Source organism: Saliphagus sp. GCM10025334 (assembly GCF_042663485.1).
In the GTDB taxonomy this organism is placed as follows: domain Archaea; phylum Halobacteriota; class Halobacteria; order Halobacteriales; family Natrialbaceae; genus Natronosalvus.
The window spans coordinates 103638-121271 of the sequence record NZ_JBHTAF010000004.1; the positions used below are offsets into that span (position 1 = coordinate 103638).

A 17634-nucleotide genomic window follows, 5' to 3' on the forward strand; every position below is an offset into this window, starting at 1 on the left:
ATCCACCGTGAGCGACCGACTCCTCGTCGACGGCATGTGCGGCGGCATCGTCGCCTACTGTCGGATGTGCGGCCACGACACCGTGTACGCTGGCGACCGCGACCTCGAGGCCGACGATCGACTCCTCGACGTCGCCGCCGATGAGGGCCGAACGATCGTCACGCGAGACGTCGACCTGGCCGCCCGTGGCGAACGCGCCATCCTGCTCGAGTCACGCGATACGCACGGGCAACTGCGAACGCTCCACGACCACGGAATCGACCTGACGCTTCCCGACGAACCGCGCCGATGTGGCCGGTGTAACGGCCCGCTCGAGCGCGTGTCCGAGGCGGAAACGGGAACGGAAACAGTCGACACTCCGCCGTACGCGCCCGACTCGAGCGAGGTAGCGGTGTGGGCCTGTCGCGACTGTGGCCAGCACTTCTGGAAGGGAAGCCACTGGGATCGCGTGCGGCGAACGCTCGAGGCGGTGCGAAGCGAGAGGTCGTCGGGTGAACGCGACTCCCCGGGTGACGAAAACAGCCCTACGGGAAACCAAAGCGACTCCGCGGGTGACGAACACGGCATCGATCAGTAGACCGAGACGTCGTCGAACCGCCCGTCGTAGAAGACGTGATTCGGGTGCGTCGGCTCCGTGCCAGAGAGGTACAGCCGATCGACCTTCTTCCAGGTGTTCTCGTAGGCGAGGTGAGCCAGTTCGGCCGCCGTCGTCCGCCAGCGCCGGAGGCCGTTGGCGAAGACGACCCGTCGGGGAGCGTCGGCTTTGAGCGCCGAAACGAGGTCGTCCTCGGATTCGATCGCCCGTTCGAATGCGACGTGGGCGACGCCAACCGAACTCGGGAGGTGGGCGTACGACGAGGTAAACGGGGCGATGTCGAGACGGTCGGCCAGGTCGCTCGCTCGACGGTTGTGCGTGGGGAGGTGTTTCGGATTGAAGATTTCGACCGCGTCGATACCGTTCTGAAAGCGCCGGAGGTCCCCTTCGGTCAGCGACACTGTCAGGTACTCCGGATGTGGTGCCAGCACCGCGGCCCCCTGTCGTTCGAGTTCCGCCATCGCCCCCTCGAGGGTGATGAAATCGGGAACGGGCTCTTCGAGTCCGATCGCGAGGACGTGCTTTCGGTCGTTCCAGGAACCGGTGAACACCTCGCGTGCGGGGACGACGGTCACGTCGTCGGTACTGTAGGCGTTCGCCTGTTCTCGAATCTCGGGGAGGCGAGTGAAGTGGGGGGCGTAGACGATCACGTCGATTCCCGCCCGGCGGGCGTTCTCGATAACCCGGTCGTTCAACACCTTGACGTGGAGGTCGACTCGGACCTGCTCTCCGTCGCTCACGGTTCGCGATACGCCAACCGAGGAGTTATGAATTCTGATTTGTCGGCTCCCCGGAATCGTCGCCAGCGACGCGTTTTCCCCGGCAGCCCGCCCCCCTGGCACCACCGATCGTATCGCGACGAGCGCTCGCAGAGCGAACTATTGCCGAAAGAACCTTTATGACCCGCCCGAGTATCACGATTGAATGGACACGGCCTGGGAATGTGGGATCGACGACTGCGGCTCGGTGTTCGAAGACGTCGAGTCGACCATCGCCCACCAAGTGACCGCCCACGAACGCCTCGAGTGTGGCGTCTGTGGAACCATCGTTCCCGACGGCTACCTGGCGATTCGCCACGTCTTCTCCGAACACAGCCGCGCGGAGTACGTCCGCGCGTACGGCGCCGGAGCAGAGGACGTGCGCCAGCGCGAGGACCTCCTCGAGGAGATCGACGACGTCGTCGATCAACAACGGCTGGCCGACCATCTCGAGAGCTAGGTGTCCTTCGAGGGGCCCCTGAAGTACGAACCCTCGAGCGCTACCGAATCGATCAGACGCTACCTGCTCACGAGCCGTTAGGTTCGACAGGCGATCTTCGAGTCAGAGGGACCCAGACTCGACTGTCCCAGCAAAAACGCCAAACGCTATCGCTCGTCGGAGTCGAGGACGCGAATCTGGTCCCCACGAACCGTCACCGGAATCGGCACCGTCGCGCACCTAAATTTTACGTCGTCGGATAGCCTCGCTCCGCATCGGCTACCGCTCCTCGCAAAATTTAGTCCAAAACGTCCTCGGCGCTCGCTTCGCTCCCGCCGAGCCAACCGACTCGCTACCGCTCGTCGGAGTCGAGGACGCGAATCTGGTCCCCACGAACCGTCACCGGAATCGGCACCGTCGCCTCGTACAATTCGACGGTCACCTGGTCCTTGCCCTCGTCGATGCGCTGAACCTGCGCCTTCTCGCCCTTGAACGGCCCGGCGATGAGTTCGACGATGTCGCCCTCGGCGATGCCCTCGACGTCCGGCTTGGGCGAGAGGAAGTGCTCGACCTCCGAGATGTCGGACTCGCCCGGGATGACCGTTCGAGCGTGGGGAATGTCCTCTAAGATTCGCTCGAGAACGGCGTGGCCGTCGGACTCGACCATCACGTAGGAGGTCAACGAGTCGGGGGCGAGCGCGGCGTGTACGTCCGGTTCCTCGCGGTTGATGATCATGTCGGCGACGGTCTGTTCCTGGCTGGCCGTCGTTTTGACTGCGTAGATCGGCATTAGAAGCCCCCACCGGTGAGGAACAGCATGACCACGCCGATGAGGAATCCGAGCAGGCCGACGAGCAGGATTCCCGCCCCGGCGATCTTCGACACTTGCACGAATTCCTCTCGCGTGGGGGTCGTCGCCATCTTCAGTACCCGCACGTACGAGGTGAGATCGTAGGGAACGTCCATATCTGTGTGTTCACAATGCGGGGCCTTTTATCTGTCTTTCTCTTCCGGGGGTCGATAGCCGCCTTCCACCCACCGGGGCGCACCCACGTTGCAGATGACGGCCGCGCTTTCCTGACCCTGGACGGCGAATTTCGCGTATGGCCGAAGACGATACTGACCGATCCGACGAGTACGAGGCCGAACGAGAGGCAGAGATCGAGGACGAACTCGAGCGAATCGATCGCGACCCCGACGAGGTCGACGAGGGGAGTGACCTCGGCAAGCAGAGTACACCGCGTCGAGCGGACGACGAGTCCTGACGGCTGAGGCGACGGTCGTGCACTCCCATCGGCGTTCCGGACTTCAAGGCTCCGGGCGTCCGAACCTCCGAACCTCGAACGAGAGCGAACCTGACAGTGCCAGCTCCCCCAGCACGAGCAGCCGTCTCTCGAGAGACGGCCGCTTCGGATTAATACTATATAATCTATAGTATAATCGTCGAGGAGTCGGGCTCGAGTTCCGGTGGAGTTCGATTGCCGACTCAGACGAACGACGCTACGTGAGCCTGGTGAGTTTGATTTCGCTACTCAGTCAAACAACTCCGCACCGTCGACCAGGTGCTCCTCGACAGCGTCCAGATCGAGGGTGACGCCAAGTCCCGGCTCTTCGGGGATATCGATGTAGCCCTCCTCGATCACCGTCTCTTCGACGAGGTCGTCCCACCAGCCGAGTTCGTAGCTGTGGTACTCGACGGCCAGCGAGTTCGGGATGGCCGCACCGACGTGCGCCGCGGCCATCGTCGCGACCGGTGAGGCGACGTTGTGCATCGCGACGGGGACGTAGTACATGTCCGCCAGGTCCGCGATCTTGCGCGTCTCGCGCATCCCGCCGACTTTCGGCAGGTCGGGCGCGATGATGTCGACGGCCTGCCCCTCGAGGAGGCGACGCTGACCGTGCTTCCGGTAGACGTTCTCCCCCACTGTGATCGGCGTCGTCGTCGACTGGCTGACCTCGCGCTGGACGTCGTGATTCTCCGGCGGAACGGGGTCCTCGAGCCACCAGACGCTGTACTCCTCGAGGCGCCTGGCCAGTCGCTTCGCGCTACCGGCGGAGAACGTCCAGTGGCAGTCGAAGGCGACGTCGGCCTTGTGGCCGACGGCCTCGGTGACGGCCTCGACGATGCTCGCCTTGTGCTCGATTTCGACGTCGCGCAGGTGGCGATTCGCCCGGTCTTTCTCGTGTCCGGAGGGCACGTCCAGGTCAAACTTCAGCGCGTCGTAGCCGAGTTCGTCGACGACGCGTTCGGCCTCGTCGGCACAGGCGATCGGATCGGCTTCCTCCTCGGTGTGACAGTCGCAGTAGACCCGCATCTCGTCGCGGTACTTCCCGCCCAGCAACTGGTAGGCCGGCACCTCGAGGATCTTCCCGGCGAGGTCGTGGAGGGCGATCTCGATGCCCGAAATGGCCGTCACGGTGACGCCCGCGAGCGACCCTTCGCCAGACATCTTCTGGACCATGTGCTCGGTGAGTCGGTCGATGTCGAGCGGATTTTCACCCTGGAGGAAGGGTTTCATCCGCTCGACGAGTTCGGCGACGCCGGCGCCCCAGTAGGCCTCGCCGGTGCCGACGATTCCCGCGTCGGTATACACGCGGACGAGCGTCCACGGGAAGTTCCCGTCGACCATCGTCGTCTGGATGTCGGTGATCTCGACGTCCCGGCCGCCGCCGCGTTTCGCCGCGATGCCCATCGTCTCCGCTGACAATTCTCGCATCGTATACTCTGCGTTCGGATCGTGTAGCTGCGAGTAATCGATACCCATGCGCCACCATTGACTCGCATAGTAGTAAAAGCTTACATTTATCCTGTCCGCAAGAGCAGAGAGAACGTACCTGCACTCATTCGGCCCTCAGGGAGGAAAAATGATATCCCTGTCTCTGCAAGCGCGCCTCTCTCGAGTGCGTCGGTCGAGTGGATCGAAATTCGGATTTGGATTCGGTGTCGACACCCTCGACGGTTCGTCAGCCCCGACCCGGACCATGCGTCGGTATCGAATCGACCGTGATTACGAGGAGTTAGACGCCCTCGACGGTCTCTCGATAGGCCCGAATTTCCTCGAGCGCGGTGTCGATCCGGCGAGACACGTTCTCGTCTGCAGCACGCTGAATATCGCGCAGGGAGTGTTCGAGTCGGGCGAGGCGACCGTGATCCGGGCCGGTTGCTCGTTCCGCCAGGTCAGCCACCGTCTCGGCTTGCTCCTCGAGTCGAGTCGCCAGATCGGCGGATGCCGCGTTAGCGGCCTCCCGAAGGGTGTCGCTGGCAGCCGCGAGTTCCGTGCGAGTCATACTCATATCGAGTGTTTATCGGCCGAGACTATAACCGATTCCCCGGTCTCGAGCGAGACCAACGGGGCACTTCGGAGTACCGCCCTCGAGTGCGTAGTGGTCCTTAGCATCCGTCCGCGAGCGCTTCGAGGACGTCCTCGGCAGCGACGTCGAAGCCACCCGCCTGAGCGAACGACGACGAACCGCCGCCGCCGCCGCCGAACTCGGCCGTCAGATCCTCGACCACTGCACCCGCGTCGGCACCACCCTCGCTCCGGATCACGACGAACGGGTAGTCGGTTTCGCCGACCACAGCGAGAACGTCCGCGCGCGGGTTGGCGGCGTCGCGAACGGCGTCGGCGAGCGCGTCCGGTTCGATTCCGTCGACGCTCGTCACGAGCCACGTCTCTTCGTCCCGTTCGACGGGGCCGGCCGCCTCGAGCGCTCGTTCGACGAGTTCGGCCTCGAGCGTTCGCTTGTCGGTCTCGAGGGCGTCCTGACGCTCGACGGTCTCCTCGAGGGCGTCCGATATCGAAGTGACATCCGCCCCCAGCGTCCGCTTCGCCGCGAACGCAGCTCGCTTTTCGGCTGCCCGGCGTTCGATCGCTCGCGGGCCGACAGCGAACTCGACGCGCGTGAGACCCTCTCCAGGGTTCGACCGACCCAGGACCGTGACGGGCCCGATTTCGCGAGTGTTTCGCACGTGGGTTCCGCCACAGGCCGCGACGTCCCAGGGGTTGCTCGAGCCATTGGTCGTCCGGCCGTTGTCGTCTTTCGAGCCGATCGTGACGACGCGGACCTGCCCCCTGGAGAAGGCGCCCTCCTCCGTGGCTTCGTTGAACGCAATCTCGTCGCGTTCGCGCGCGTCCGCGACCTGTACGTCCTCCCAGGAGACCGGCCGTGATTCCCAGACCGCCCGGTTGACCAGTTCGTCGAGTTCGATTAGCACGTCGTCGTCGAGTTCGGTCGTCGTCTCGAGGTCGACGCGGATTTTCTCCTCGCCGATGTCGAACCCGCCGTAGCCGAGGTCCTCGAGGAGGCGGCGCCCGGCTCCGTAGAGAACGTGGCTAGCGGTGTGTGCGCGCATGCAGTACATCCGGAACGACCAGTCGATCGAGCACATGACGCGGTGGCCGGCCTTGAACGACGGTGGATCCGCCAGGACGTGGACGTGCTCGCCGTCGACGACCTGAACGTCCTCGACGGGAACGTCACCGATCCGCCCGCGGTCGGCCGGCTGACCGCCACCCTCCGCGTAGAAGTACGTCGTCTCGAGCCAGACGCGCCTCCCGTCGACTGCCGTCACCTCGGTTTCGAATCGCGTTGTGTAGGGCTCGGCCGCTGCCCGTTGACCGCTCATTGGTGGAACTCCGTCGGCCTCCGATAAAAGTCTGCTCGCCGGGGCGTCTCCCGGTCTGGGGGGCGTGTTGGCACGGTCCGGGCACTATTCGGCGAGTTCGACGTCGAGAACCGACTCGAGAGCCGTGATGAGCCCGCCGCCGACGCCGGCCTGGGTCGCTCGCCCCTGTTCGACGGCCAGCAGGTCGGACTCCCGGCAGCCGAGTTCCTCGGCGAGTTCCTCGCGCTTTAGGCCGGCCTCCTGGCGCGCCGCCTCGACACGCTCTCCGTAGCCGGAGACGAGGTACGGCAGCGGGTCGTCGTTGTAGTTCGTTCCCTCCTTCTCCCAGTGTTCGGAGTCGCCGTCCCAGATCGGGTTTGCCCGGGCGACGTTCTGGGCGGCCTTCTTCTTGCGGCTGGGTTCGTCTTGTGATCGCGAGCCGCTGGAGCTGGAGCCGGAGCCACCCGATCGACGACTACGCTGCTTTTGCTCGTCGCTGTGGGGGGCACAGTTCGGGCAGACCTCGAGGTCGGCGCCAGCGACGGTCGCTCGACGTAGCGAGTCGCTTTCTGCGCCACAGAGCTCGCAGTTCGTCCCGCCGCCGCCGGACGACGAGCCGGTCGAGTATTTTGCCATGACTACCATTGGCCGGTCCGACATTTCAAGGCACCGTTCACTGCCCGTCGATTACTAGTGTTCCGTCAAGCGTCTATCGATGAGACGAACCGGACACGAGGTATCGGTTCGTCTCATCACATCAGTCTTGACACAACACTCGTTTCTGTGTGACTGCCCCCCAGAGTCCGCGGCAAAAGAAAGGGCTTTTATATGCCCGTTGGATATCGGAAAGTGCAGAAAGACGCCGCGAGCGTGGGTAGCCAAGCTAGGCCAACGGCGCAGCGTTGAGGGCGCTGTCCCGTAGGGGTCCGCCGGTTCAAATCCGGTCCCACGCATCGCATGCGCGGTCGTATCACGACCGCGAAACGTGAGGCGGCAACGCCGCCGAGCGAGACGATGCAGGTGATTTCCCTTCGCGGACATCACCCACGCATAATCCTTTCCGACGAACCACTAACTCGAGCGACGGCGCTGTCTCACAAGAGCCTCCGGTGACCAGTCGCCAGGCGAGCGCGAGCACCGTCTGCTGGCGATTCGTTGGGGCAGCGTGGACTCGAGGAACCCACATTCCGCCGAATCCGAAAGCCCGGTCGCAGTCTTTCGCGTCGGTTCAGGAAACCATCACGAGGTACTGACGGTGTCTCTCGAGAGCAATACAGGCCGTCGAACCGTTTCTCGGGCCGATTGACTTTTGTGTCCGGGCACGATACGGACACCTGCGCAACTGCCTAGCCCTTTGTACCGATATGCAAACTGAAATTCCTCCCCCAGACAGCACGCACGACTCGAATTACGACCAGGCGAACGATCGGTACGTCTTTCGCTACGACCCCGACGGCACGGCGACGTTGACGACGACGATCGTGCACGCCCTCTCGAGCATCGCAAACGTCGACGTCTCCCAGGGCGAGTTCTCCCTGTACGACAGCATCGACCCCGACGCGCTCGAGCAACTGTTCAGCCGGAAGAACGACGGCGAACGACGACTCGACGGCCACGTGTGCTTCAGGGCCCTCGAGCACGAGGTGTACGTCTTCGCCAACGGCGACATCTTCGTCTATCCGCCGACCGGCAGCGGCCAGTCACCGCTTCGCTGACCCGCTCCCCGACGCCGTCTACGCGTCCGTACGCGTCGGTACCTGACACGAGCTACACGAGCGTCCCCGATTCGTCACCGTCACCGCCATCGTCATCTCGTCATCGAGGCACCGATCTCCGTGTCGCGCCAGCTCACAGTCCCGCGCAACGGACAGCTATTTCTATCCGCTCGGTATCGGATCGACCATGACGGTAATCGGCTTTCTGAGTACGGCACCGGTCGTCGAGGACAGCATGTCGTCGGAAGTGGCCAACGCTGTCGAGGCGCTCGAGGACTACGACGTCGAGTACGAAACCGGACCGATGGGAACGACCATCGAAGCTGAAGACATCGGCGAGCTGTTCGCCGCGGCGCAGGCGGCCCACGAGGCGGTCGACGGCGACCGCGTCAGCACCTTCCTCAAGATCGACGACAAGCGGACGAGCGACGAATCGGCGGCGGCGAAGGTCGACGCCGTCGAGTCCCACCTCGAGCGGCCGGCGAGAAGTCGCGAGTAATCGCGAGTAGTCGTCCCTGACCACAACTAACAAACGGTTTGAAGGCGGAGCGAGTAGCCCGAGCCATGGAGAGTCTCAACCGGATGGCCATCGAACTCGTCGACGAGGCCCTCGAGTTCACCGAGGAGCTCAACGTGGGCGCGTACGAACTCGAGAACGAGACGACGGTGCTCGACTTCGGCCTCGAGTTCGACGGCGGTATCGAAGCGGGACTGCTGTGTACGGAGATCCAGACGGCCGGACTCGCGACACCGAGCCGCGACCTCACGGAGATCGGCGGCGCACCGGTCCCGCACGTCGAACTCTCGACGGACCAACCCGGGCTGGCGTTGCTCTGTTCACAGAAAGCGAGCTGGGAACTCGCAACCGAGGACTTCGAGGCACTGGGGAGCGGTCCAGCCCGCGCACTCGTCGCCGAGGAGACGGAGTTCCGCCGCATCGGCTACACCGACGCCTTCGACCTGACGGCGCTCGCGCTCGAGACCGACGAGCAGCCGACGGAGGCCGCATCCGAGCAGGTGGCGGCCCTCACGGGCGTCGAGACCAGCGGCGTCTTCCTGCTGGCCTACCCCACCGCCAGCGTCGTCGGGAGCGTCACGAACGCGGCCCGCGTGGCAGAGCACGCGACGTTCAACCTCGTCGAACTCGGCTACGACCCGCTCGACGTCGTCTCCGCAACCGGGCGCGCGCCGGTGCCGCCGGTCGCCGGCGACGAGCAGACGGCCATCGGCCGGACGAACGACGCCGTCGCCTACGGCGGGACGGCCCACCTCGTGGTTCGGGAGGACTTCGACGCCTTCGACGCGGTCGTCTCGAACGCGCGCGAGGAGTACGGCGCGCCGTTCGCCGACATCTTCGAGGATCGAGACTGGTCGTTCGAGGAGACGTCGGCCGACCTGTTCGGCCCGGCGAAGGTGACCGTGGACGTCCTCGGCGGCCCGACGTACGTCTACGGCGAGACGGACGAGGACGTCCTGGTCGACTCCTTCGGCCTCGACGCCGACCGCTGAGGTCCGTATGCAGTTCAAACTCGTCCCCGAGGCACCCGAGGATCTCGAGTACGTCGAGACCGTCCAGCGAGCCGTCCCCCTCGTCCCGGGTACCGAGGACGACTGCTGCGCCCGGATCATGCGCGAGACGGGGATCGGCCCGCGAGACGAGGCCCGGACCTGGCTGACGTTCCTCCGGGCGCTCGAACTCGCTCGAGAGGGACAGGCCGGGTTCTACCGAGAACGGGTCGACCCTGACCCGGCCCACCTCCGCGAGGCGTTCTGCGAGCGCGTCTACGGCGTGCCCGTCGTCCTCGATATTCTCGAGACCGCCGACGGACCGCGCTCGGGCGACGCCGTCTTCGAGGCGTTCCGCGACGAAATCCCGGCCTACGAGCAACACAAACACCGGACCCGCCTCCAGGAGATCTGGGGAGAACGCGTCCAGCGGTTGCTCGAGTGGGCGGTCCTGTTCGACCTCGCCGAGCGAACGCCCGAGGGGTACGCTCGAGACGGCGGTCGAGGGGAAGAATGACCGCGCCCACGACGCCAGTCGACGCCGTGCTGTTCGATCTGGACGACACCCTCTGTCGCTACCGCCGGTCGCCGGCGACGGTCCTCGAGCGAGCGTTCGAGCGCGCCGGCGTCGACCCACTCTTCGAGCCGTCGGCGTACTTCGACCGGTACGACGACTACCTCGCAGAGAGCACGAGCGTCGCCGACCTGCGCGAGCGGTGCTTCGGCGAGCTGGCAGTCGACGCGGGGTTCGATCGGGACGCCGGCGTCGCCGTCGCGGAGGCGTTCGCCGCCGAGCGCGACCAGCGGGCGGTCGATCCGCTCTCGGGCGTTCCCGACGTCCTCGAGACGCTGGGTGAGGAGTATCGTCTCGGCCTCGTCACCAACGGCGACCCCGAGATGCAACGCGAGAAACTCGACGCCATCGGCCTCACCGACGCGTTCGAGACGACGGTCTTTGCGGGGTACGACACGGCGCCGAAGCCCGATCCGGAGCCGTTCGGGCGGGCGCTCGCGGCCCTCGAGACGGATCCGGAGCGCGCGGTGTACGTCGGGAACTCCCTCTCGAGCGACGTCGCGGGTGCTCGAGCGGCCGGGATTCGATCAGTCTGGGTGCCCCCGGAGCCAGACGTTCCCGCGGAGACGACGCCCTGCCCGGACTACACGCTCGAGTCGCTGGCGGATCTCGAACAGTCACCCTGGATCGAGTCGTAACGTCTGGCCCAGCAATTACCGGTCGTCGGTGGTTTCCAGTAGCGGGAGGAGCAGGGAGGCGAGGGCATCCGTCCCGCTGGCGGCAACCGACGCCTCGGGTCGCTCCTCGTCGCCCACGTACACCGTCTCGAACCCCTGCTCACGGGCCGGGACGATGTCGTGTTCGTACGTATCTCCGACGTAGAGGTACGCGTCTGCCGGCAAGCGCGCCTTCGCTTCCTCGAAAATCTCGGGATCGGGCTTTCGGGCACCCAGGTCGTTCGAAACGATGACTTCGTCGACGATCTCGTCGAGGCCGTGCTCCTCGATCTTGCGCCACTGCATGGGCCCGTCGCCGTTGGTGAGAATGCCCGTCCGATGCCGATCGGCGACGCTCTCGAGCAGGCGTCGGACCGCCGGGTCGATAGTCGTCGACGATGCCTCGAGGGCGACGTAGTCGGCGGCGAGCGACGGTGGATCACCCGAAACCCCGTAGCGATCACAGGCAGCTTCGAACGCCCGTTCGTAGGGATCCGGTTCGATCTCGGTAATGCCCTCGAGTACCTGATCGGAGAAGTACTCGGCCAGTTCCGGGGACGGGTCCTCGGAGAGGACGCCGGCGAGCAGGTCGTCGAACGGCGTCGTGTACTCGAGGAGCGTGCCGTCGAGGTCGAAGTAGACGGTCGTCGTCATGGCGAGACAAGGAGAGCGGTCGGGAAAGGTCGTTTCGGTTCGCGCGTACAATGCCCGGAGAGACGAACCGGGAGAGACACCGGAGAGATAAGTCGGTAAAGACAACGATCAGGACAGCCGCGCCGCCAGATCCGCCTCGGTGATGATGCCCACGGTCTGCCCCGCCTCGGTGATCATGACGGCCTTGTAGTGCTCGAGGAGGTTGCTAATCTCGTCGAGCGTCGCGTCCTTCGAAACGGTCGGAAAGCTCTCGGCCATGTGTTCGGCGACGGGTTCGTTGCGGTCGTCCTCATCCAGATGTACCAGTTCAGTCTGGCTGATCGATCCCACCGGAATTCCGTCCTGAATGACCGCCAGTTGCGAGTACGCCTCCCGTTCCATCTGGTGGGCGGCCTCGCTGACCGGATCGTCGGGGGCGACGCTGACCACGTCCTCGTGCATGAGGTCGTCCGCGCGAATGATGTCGCCTTCCGCGTCCTCGAGAGCGTTGACGATCCGACGCAGGGTCGAGAGTCGCGGGTCGACGTCGCCGCCCTCGATGCGGGCGATCAGTGGCTGGGAGACGTCGGCCCGGTTTGCCAGTTCGCTCTGGGTGAGTTCCAGTTCGTTCCGGCGCTGTCTGAGGTCCGTCGGCGTCGGCAGGTCCATACCGGCACATAACCGCGGGTTATAGAAATGTGTTTGGGTGGAACGGCCTCGAGAACCCGCCGTTGGGATCAGTCGTCGTCTTCGTCGAGTTCGAAGATTTCGACGACCGACAGTGGCACGTCCCGAAGCGCCCCGCCGATCTCGCTCTTTGCGATCCGGGAGGCGTGCTCCTCGCTGTCGGCGTTGAAGACGTCCATCTCGAGGGCGAGCCCGACGAGCGCGGTTTCGGCCGCGATGAACGCGGAGTCGAACGGTTCGCCACAGGCGGGACAGCCCGTCGCGCCGACCTCGACCTCGACGTACTCCATGTTCTCGTTGTTGAGTCGCTTTCCGGCTTCGCTGACGGCGACGCCGATTGCGTCGTCGATCGCTTCGACGTCGCGAACGAGCCACGCGGCTTCCATCGCGACGAGATAGTTGGCCATACTCCCTGGTCGGGCCCCGGGGTTTCCTGCTTTGCGGTTTGGCCGCGCTCCGATCGTCGTCGAAACTGAGCATCGAGCCGAGTGCTCGTACGGCCGATCATCGCGCACGGTTGGCCTACGTTGGCCATAAGTTATGGAAATTGCCCCGGTGAATTGGCGTCTGGATACCCATCCCTCGAGCGGAAACGCGGGTCAAGTTTCCCTCCCCACAACCGTACTTGAATCGCAAGACGACGCGGACTTCAAATCTTCCTGATTAATCATCAACTCGCTGTCGGGGCAACAAGGCTTATATATGCACCTGGTCTGACCATCGACCGAACGCCGATGATATCCCGCGCGTACCACGCGTCCCTGTTCGCACTGTACCAGTTGTGCATCGCAGCCGGCATCGTCATGATGCCGCTCGCGGTCGCCGCCCGCCAGGCCGGAATTTCGATCCCGGTCCACAAGGTCCTCGCCAGCGTTGGTGAGGCCTACGAGAACGCCCAGCCGGAGCCCTGAACGCAACCTTTTCTGTCCATACATACCTCGAACCTCGAACCTCGAGCCGTCGTGAACGGCCCGACCTCGAGCCGTCGTGAAGAACTGACTTCGAGCCACCGCGTTACACGACGCGGCGAAACCGGAACGAGGCACGGTGACCGCCGATGTTTTATACCCTGTCGGCCGTAACATGCGGATAATGCGAACGCCATCCCACGACTCCGAGTTCTCTCGCACCGTCGACCAGCTGGCGAACGAGCCCTCGCCGTACGAGCCGGAACTCGGCTCGCTCCCCCAGAACGGCCTCTCGCAGGCCGAACTGGACAACGTGAACAAGACGGGGACCACGACGATCGGCATCACGACGGCCGACGGCGTCGTCATCGCGACCGACATGCGCGCGAGCCTCGGCGGTCGCTTCGTCTCGAACAAGAACGTCCAGAAGGTCGAGCAGATTCACCCGACCGCTGCGCTCACGATGGTCGGCAGCGTCGGTGGTGCCCAGTCGTTCATCAAGAGCCTCCGTGCCGAGGTCAACCTCTACAGCGCCCGACGCGGCGATGAGATGAGCATCGACGCCCTCGCCACCCTCGCGGGCAACTTCGCCCGCGGCGGCCCGTTCTTCGCCATCCATCCCATTCTGGGCGGCGTCGACGCGGAAGGGAGCCACGTCTACAGCATCGACCCCGCCGGCGGCGTCATGGAGGACGACTACACCGTCACCGGCTCCGGCATGCAACTCGCCTACGGCCACCTCGAGCAGGCCTACGAGGAGGGCCTCTCGAACGACGAGGCGATGACCATCGCCGCCCGGAGTATCAAGTCCGCCGCCGAGCGCGACACTGGCTCCGGCAACGGCGTCTTCCTCTGTGAGATCACCGAGGACGGCGTCGAGATCCACGGGCACAACGACTTCGAAGAAGTCATCTGAACGACCGAATCCATCTTTCCGTCCTCGACGGGTTCGACCATCGCGTCTTTCCTGAGGCGTGCTGAACGTCTCTTCGAGTGGTCGTGTCGATCGATCCGTAACCCGAAGCCGATGCGACTCAGTACCCGTTGGCGACGTGCTCGAGCAGGATCGACTCCGTCCCCTCGTACAAACCGATGACGACGATTCGGTCTTCCGCTTCGACTGAGATCGTGTAGGTTACGCCGACCGAGGGATCGTCGTCGACTCGAACCGTCTCTCCGTTTCGTTCGATCCACAGACCGTCGAGGTGTTCGATCACGGTGATCGTAATCACGGCCTTGCCGTCCTCTTCGTCCAGGCTGAGGCCCGCCTGTGGTCCGGTATGGCGCGTCACGTCTGCTGGCGGTTCGAAATAGTTGAACGCCGTCGTCTCGATCCACCCCTCGTAGACGGCCACGCGATCGGTCGCCCACACCGACGTCTCGTTGTAGTACTCGAGTGGAAGCCACGATTCGATATGGGAGCGTACGCGCTCTTCGTGGAGCGTTTCCAGATCCTCGTATATCCAGGCGGTCGATAGCTCCGTGCGTCCGGCCCCAAACGACCAGGAAACGACGAACCCACCCGGTTCGTACGATGGTCGCCCGGTACTATCAGAAGCGAAACAAAATAAATACGAACTTTCCCCGCTCGGGACGATCGCTTCCTCGAGCACCTCCAGGAGCGTGCCGACGTCGTCGTGCGTCTCGGGAAGTGTGGCGCCTGACGCCCCTCCCGTTTCCAGGAGCGACCCAACCGACAACGTCGACGAATTAGCAGCGTTCTCGTCGATCAGCCCTGCTGTGGGCGCGACAACGAGGGTGGACGGACCGACGGCAACGGCCGAGTCCTCCAGCAGTATCTTATTGCCGTCCTGTACGGAGACGCCGTCGTACACTTCGTACGCTCCGTGGCTGCTCGCGTCGGCGTACCCCGCCGTTTCGATGGCGTCGGTGACGACACTCGGATCGAACGAACCGTAAAGAATCTCACCTACGTGTAGATTGAGGTACCGGTCCAACTCTTCACTCGAGATGCCGAGTGCACTGTACACTTCGACAGCCTTCTCGAGTTCTGCACGGTCGACGCTCGAGGCCGTGTCAGCCAGGTCGTAGGCGGCCTGTACGTCCAGTTCGAGGAATCCTGGAGTTTCGTCGTAATCGTAGGTATCCATCGCCGGCGTCCACTGGCGAAAGAGCGGTTCGTCACGTGCTTCAAATGTTTCCTCGGGCTCGTCGTCGTTGTTGGACTGGTCGTCGGTTTCGGACCCATCGTCATCGACGCCGTCGGTGTCAACGGTCGAATTCGAGCGTTCGTCGTTCGCGTCGCGGTCACCGTCTCGAGAATCGGACGTCAGACACCCCGCGACCGCGGTGACTCCACCGAGGGCTAGCGATTGCAACAACCGTCTTCGGCCAGCATCATTCATTACGATACGCTCCACTCTTGAATACAGGATGAAAAGTATCTCTGAATGATAAGATTGTCGGGCTGACCTGAATCAGTCCAGCGGACGGGTTGCCCTGGGCGTGTCCTCGAGGCGAATCGCGCGCCCCGTCTCGCTCGAGCGATAGATCGCGTCGATGACCCGCTGAACGGCCAGGGCCTCGTCGACCGTGTTGGCCGTCGCTTCCTCGCCCGCGGCAACCGTCTCGAGGAAGACCCGATCCTGTTCGTAGTGGCCGGTTACCGACGCGTCGCCGGTGAGCTGGGTGTCCGCGTAGTGGTCACAGCCCGCGATGCCGGCCTCGAGCAACTCGAGGTCCGAATCGCCGATTTCGAACCGTGCGCCAGCGTTGCTCCCCCGGACGTGGAACTCCTGGCTGGGGTCGCGGTTCGTCGCCCAGCCAGCCTCGAGGGTGATCGTTCGCCCGTCGGCACAGCGGATAAACGCGCTGACGGAATCGTCGACCTCGTAGGCCTCTGACTGCGCGTCCCAGTTGTTGCCAAAGCCGTCAGGGTCGGCGTACTCCTCCTGGGTGCCGAACGTGCTCCGGGCCGTACCGGAGACCTCGAGTACGTCCGGGAAGTCGAGCATGTAGAGCGCGAGGTCGATAGCGTGGACGCCGATGTCCAGTAACGCACCGCCCCCAGCGAGGTCGGGGTTCGTGAACCAGGAACCGGGGCCGGGAACGCCGCGCCGACGGATGTAGTTGGCTTCGACGTGGGTCAACCGGCCGAATCGGCCCTGGGCCTTGTACGCGTCGAACATCGCCGCCGACGCGGCGTGGCGGTTGTGGAATCCCACCATGCAGACCCCCTCGGCGCGCTCGGCCGCCTCGGCGATGCGTTCGGCGCTCTCGAGGGTGTGCCCGAGTGGCTTCTCGACTAAGACGTGGCGGCCGGCCTCGAGCGCGGCGACCGCGATTGGTTCGTGGAACTTGTTTGGCGTCGTGACGACGACGACCTCGACGCGCTCGTCCTCGAGCATGGCACCGTGAGAGTCGTACGTTTCGGCGCCGAACTCGGTACCGAACCGTTCGCGCTGTTCTGCCATAAGATCGACACCGGCGACGATATCGGCGCCCTCCTGACGCATGTTCGAGGCGTGAAGCTGCCCCATCCCACCGAGGCCAACGATACCAACGCCGATTCCGGTGCCGACTCCGGTCATCGAGTAACCCCCGATTTACCGGCTCGTGTTCGGGTAATGCCCGATTTCATCTGAAAACGAATGCGAAAGAACGCTCCCATAGAGAAACCCGGGGTGGCGATCAAAATAAGGGTTGTGACCCATATCGCCCATATATTCGTACCAGTTGAGTTCGAATTCTTGTCGGTGGCCGACACATGTCATCTTCTCTACCGCTAGTCCCAGCTTACGACCCCGTCAGCCGCCGCCGGGACCGCCCACGCTTTCAGTCTCGATGTCGAACCGCTTCACGATGGCCACTGTCACGATCTGGAACGAGTATCGACACGAACGGGAGAACGACGAGGTCGCCGCCGTCTATCCCGACGGGATCCACGCGACCATCGCCGACTTCCTCGAGGCCGATCACGAGGTGACCACGGCGACGCTCGACGAACCCGAACACGGGCTCACCTCGGACGTGCTCGAGACGACCGACGTCCTGCTCTGGTGGGGACACACAGCCCACGACGAGGTCGAGGACGAAATCGTCGACCGGGTCCAGGAACGCGTCCTCGAGGGGATGGGGCTGCTCGTGCTCCACTCCGGCCACTACTCGAAGGTCTTCAAGCGGCTCATGGGAACCACCTGTAGCCTCCAGTGGCGCGAGGACGACGGCCTGGAACGCCTGTGGGTCGTCGACCCCGGTCACCCGATCGCGGACGGCCTCGACGGGTGCATCGAACTCCCCGAGACGGAGATGTACGGCGAGCCCTTCGACGTACCTGAACCCGACCGCCTGGTCTTCACGAGCTGGTTCGAAGGCGGCGAGGTGTTTCGCAGCGGCTGCTGTTACCGGCGTGGGAGCGGGCGCATCTTCTACTTCCGGCCCGGTCACGAGACGATCCCGATCTACGAAAACGAGGACGTGCAGCGGGTGATCCGAAACGCCGTCGAGTGGGCCACGCCGAACGAGGGCGCCCCGCGGACGTTCGGCGAGCGAGACTGAGTCTGCGTTCGTCCTGGCCTGGACCCTTCTCGGACGCGG

The 17634-nt window shown here is 64.3% G+C and carries 23 protein-coding genes, 1 tRNA gene and 1 pseudogene; 12 read left to right on the plus strand and 13 right to left on the minus strand.

Annotated features, from left to right (window positions below; all coding sequences use genetic code 11):
* Window positions 1-7: 7 nt before the first annotated feature.
* Window positions 8-577 (plus strand): Mut7-C RNAse domain-containing protein, encoded by a 570-nt coding sequence (locus ACFQO4_RS16365; RefSeq protein WP_500261942.1) that lies wholly within the window; start codon window positions 8-10, stop codon window positions 575-577.
* On the opposite strand, the gene ACFQO4_RS16370 is transcribed toward ACFQO4_RS16365, so the two are convergent.
* Window positions 571-1335, minus strand: a complete 765-nt coding sequence (locus ACFQO4_RS16370) for a PHP domain-containing protein (RefSeq protein WP_500261943.1) — start codon at window positions 1333-1335, stop codon at window positions 571-573. The two genes, ACFQO4_RS16365 and ACFQO4_RS16370, sit on opposite strands and share 7 nt — an antisense overlap.
* Before the next feature lie 184 nt (window positions 1336-1519).
* Here ACFQO4_RS16370 and ACFQO4_RS16375 point away from each other — a divergent pair, with 184 nt between their 5' ends.
* On the plus strand, window positions 1520-1813 hold the full coding sequence (locus ACFQO4_RS16375) for a DUF7565 family protein (protein WP_500261944.1): 294 nt from the start codon (window positions 1520-1522) through the stop codon (window positions 1811-1813).
* Window positions 1814-1959: 146 nt separating this feature from the next.
* Here the strand turns inward: ACFQO4_RS16375 and ACFQO4_RS16380 are convergent.
* From ACFQO4_RS16380 to ACFQO4_RS16390, 3 genes and pseudogenes are all read right to left on the minus strand, one after another.
* Window positions 1960-2028, minus strand: a pseudogene (locus ACFQO4_RS16380) (transcription elongation factor Spt5); the annotation flags it as partial.
* A gap of 116 nt (window positions 2029-2144) precedes the next feature.
* Window positions 2145-2582: a transcription elongation factor Spt5 gene (locus tag ACFQO4_RS16385; protein ID WP_253436230.1), complete on the minus strand. Its 438-nt coding sequence runs from the start codon at window positions 2580-2582 to the stop codon at window positions 2145-2147.
* The gene (locus tag ACFQO4_RS16390; RefSeq protein WP_253436227.1) at window positions 2582-2758 is read right to left on the minus strand and encodes a protein translocase SEC61 complex subunit gamma; all 177 of its coding nucleotides are present in this window, start codon (window positions 2756-2758) and stop codon (window positions 2582-2584) included. The genes ACFQO4_RS16385 and ACFQO4_RS16390 overlap by 1 nt, the downstream gene beginning before the upstream one ends.
* Before the next feature lie 137 nt (window positions 2759-2895).
* Between ACFQO4_RS16390 and ACFQO4_RS16395 the strand changes: the two genes are divergently transcribed.
* On the plus strand, window positions 2896-3057 hold the full coding sequence (locus tag ACFQO4_RS16395) for a hypothetical protein (RefSeq protein WP_500261945.1): 162 nt from the start codon (window positions 2896-2898) through the stop codon (window positions 3055-3057).
* Window positions 3058-3324: 267 nt separating this feature from the next.
* Here ACFQO4_RS16395 and ACFQO4_RS16400 read toward each other — a convergent pair whose 3' ends face one another.
* From ACFQO4_RS16400 to ACFQO4_RS16415, 4 genes are all read right to left on the minus strand, one after another.
* A complete protein-coding gene (locus ACFQO4_RS16400; protein WP_500261946.1) occupies window positions 3325-4557 on the minus strand; it encodes a mandelate racemase/muconate lactonizing enzyme family protein in 1233 nt (410 codons plus the stop codon).
* Between the two features lie 253 nt (window positions 4558-4810).
* The gene (locus tag ACFQO4_RS16405) at window positions 4811-5086 is read right to left on the minus strand and encodes a DUF7553 family protein (RefSeq protein WP_500261947.1); all 276 of its coding nucleotides are present in this window, start codon (window positions 5084-5086) and stop codon (window positions 4811-4813) included.
* Between the two features lie 97 nt (window positions 5087-5183).
* Window positions 5184-6419: an alanyl-tRNA editing protein gene (locus tag ACFQO4_RS16410; protein WP_500261948.1), complete on the minus strand. Its 1236-nt coding sequence runs from the start codon at window positions 6417-6419 to the stop codon at window positions 5184-5186.
* An 84-nt stretch (window positions 6420-6503) separates the two neighbouring features.
* Window positions 6504-7034 carry a helix-turn-helix domain-containing protein gene (locus ACFQO4_RS16415; protein ID WP_500261949.1) on the minus strand — a complete coding sequence of 177 codons (531 nt, stop codon included), beginning with the start codon at window positions 7032-7034 and terminating at the stop codon, window positions 6504-6506.
* A 232-nt stretch (window positions 7035-7266) separates the two neighbouring features.
* Between ACFQO4_RS16415 and ACFQO4_RS16420 the strand changes: the two genes are divergently transcribed.
* From ACFQO4_RS16420 to ACFQO4_RS16445, 6 genes are all read left to right on the plus strand, one after another.
* Window positions 7267-7351, plus strand: a tRNA-Leu gene (locus tag ACFQO4_RS16420).
* 411 nt (window positions 7352-7762) lie between these two features.
* Window positions 7763-8113, plus strand: a complete 351-nt coding sequence (locus ACFQO4_RS16425; protein WP_500261950.1) for a HalOD1 output domain-containing protein — start codon at window positions 7763-7765, stop codon at window positions 8111-8113.
* Between the two features lie 187 nt (window positions 8114-8300).
* Entirely contained in the window at window positions 8301-8612 is a 312-nt protein-coding gene (locus ACFQO4_RS16430) for an MTH1187 family thiamine-binding protein (protein ID WP_500261951.1), read from the plus strand.
* 65 nt (window positions 8613-8677) lie between these two features.
* Window positions 8678-9622, plus strand: coding sequence for a methenyltetrahydromethanopterin cyclohydrolase (gene mch, locus ACFQO4_RS16435; protein ID WP_500261952.1), 945 nt, complete (start codon window positions 8678-8680; stop codon window positions 9620-9622).
* Between the two features lie 7 nt (window positions 9623-9629).
* Window positions 9630-10136 carry a double winged helix-containing putative transcriptional regulator gene (locus ACFQO4_RS16440; protein WP_500261953.1) on the plus strand — a complete coding sequence of 169 codons (507 nt, stop codon included), beginning with the start codon at window positions 9630-9632 and terminating at the stop codon, window positions 10134-10136.
* Window positions 10133-10831 carry an HAD family hydrolase gene (locus tag ACFQO4_RS16445; RefSeq protein WP_500261954.1) on the plus strand — a complete coding sequence of 233 codons (699 nt, stop codon included), beginning with the start codon at window positions 10133-10135 and terminating at the stop codon, window positions 10829-10831. Before ACFQO4_RS16440 ends, ACFQO4_RS16445 begins: the two co-directional genes overlap by 4 nt.
* Before the next feature lie 15 nt (window positions 10832-10846).
* On the opposite strand, the gene ACFQO4_RS16450 is transcribed toward ACFQO4_RS16445, so the two are convergent.
* The 3 genes from ACFQO4_RS16450 to ACFQO4_RS16460 all read right to left on the minus strand — a co-directional run bounded on the left by ACFQO4_RS16450 (window position 10847) and on the right by ACFQO4_RS16460 (window position 12576).
* Window positions 10847-11503, minus strand: coding sequence for an HAD family hydrolase (locus tag ACFQO4_RS16450; RefSeq protein ID WP_500261955.1), 657 nt, complete (start codon window positions 11501-11503; stop codon window positions 10847-10849).
* A 108-nt stretch (window positions 11504-11611) separates the two neighbouring features.
* On the minus strand, window positions 11612-12151 hold the full coding sequence (locus tag ACFQO4_RS16455; RefSeq protein WP_312908631.1) for a CBS domain-containing protein: 540 nt from the start codon (window positions 12149-12151) through the stop codon (window positions 11612-11614).
* 68 nt (window positions 12152-12219) lie between these two features.
* Window positions 12220-12576 carry a DUF555 domain-containing protein gene (locus ACFQO4_RS16460; RefSeq protein ID WP_500261956.1) on the minus strand — a complete coding sequence of 119 codons (357 nt, stop codon included), beginning with the start codon at window positions 12574-12576 and terminating at the stop codon, window positions 12220-12222.
* A 327-nt stretch (window positions 12577-12903) separates the two neighbouring features.
* Here ACFQO4_RS16460 and ACFQO4_RS16465 point away from each other — a divergent pair, with 327 nt between their 5' ends.
* Together ACFQO4_RS16465 and psmB are read left to right on the plus strand one after the other, a co-directional pair.
* The gene (locus ACFQO4_RS16465; protein WP_500261957.1) at window positions 12904-13080 is read left to right on the plus strand and encodes a hypothetical protein; all 177 of its coding nucleotides are present in this window, start codon (window positions 12904-12906) and stop codon (window positions 13078-13080) included.
* Between the two features lie 181 nt (window positions 13081-13261).
* On the plus strand, window positions 13262-13993 hold the full coding sequence (gene psmB / locus ACFQO4_RS16470; RefSeq protein ID WP_253436190.1) for an archaeal proteasome endopeptidase complex subunit beta: 732 nt from the start codon (window positions 13262-13264) through the stop codon (window positions 13991-13993).
* Between the two features lie 118 nt (window positions 13994-14111).
* On the opposite strand, the gene ACFQO4_RS16475 is transcribed toward psmB, so the two are convergent.
* Together ACFQO4_RS16475 and ACFQO4_RS16480 are read right to left on the minus strand one after the other, a co-directional pair.
* A complete protein-coding gene (locus tag ACFQO4_RS16475) occupies window positions 14112-15416 on the minus strand; it encodes a hypothetical protein (protein WP_500261958.1) in 1305 nt (434 codons plus the stop codon).
* Window positions 15417-15515: 99 nt separating this feature from the next.
* Window positions 15516-16628, minus strand: coding sequence for a Gfo/Idh/MocA family protein (locus ACFQO4_RS16480; RefSeq protein WP_500261959.1), 1113 nt, complete (start codon window positions 16626-16628; stop codon window positions 15516-15518).
* 271 nt (window positions 16629-16899) lie between these two features.
* Here ACFQO4_RS16480 and ACFQO4_RS16485 point away from each other — a divergent pair, with 271 nt between their 5' ends.
* Window positions 16900-17595: a ThuA domain-containing protein gene (locus tag ACFQO4_RS16485; protein WP_500261960.1), complete on the plus strand. Its 696-nt coding sequence runs from the start codon at window positions 16900-16902 to the stop codon at window positions 17593-17595.
* The last annotated feature ends 39 nt before the right edge of the window (window positions 17596-17634 follow it).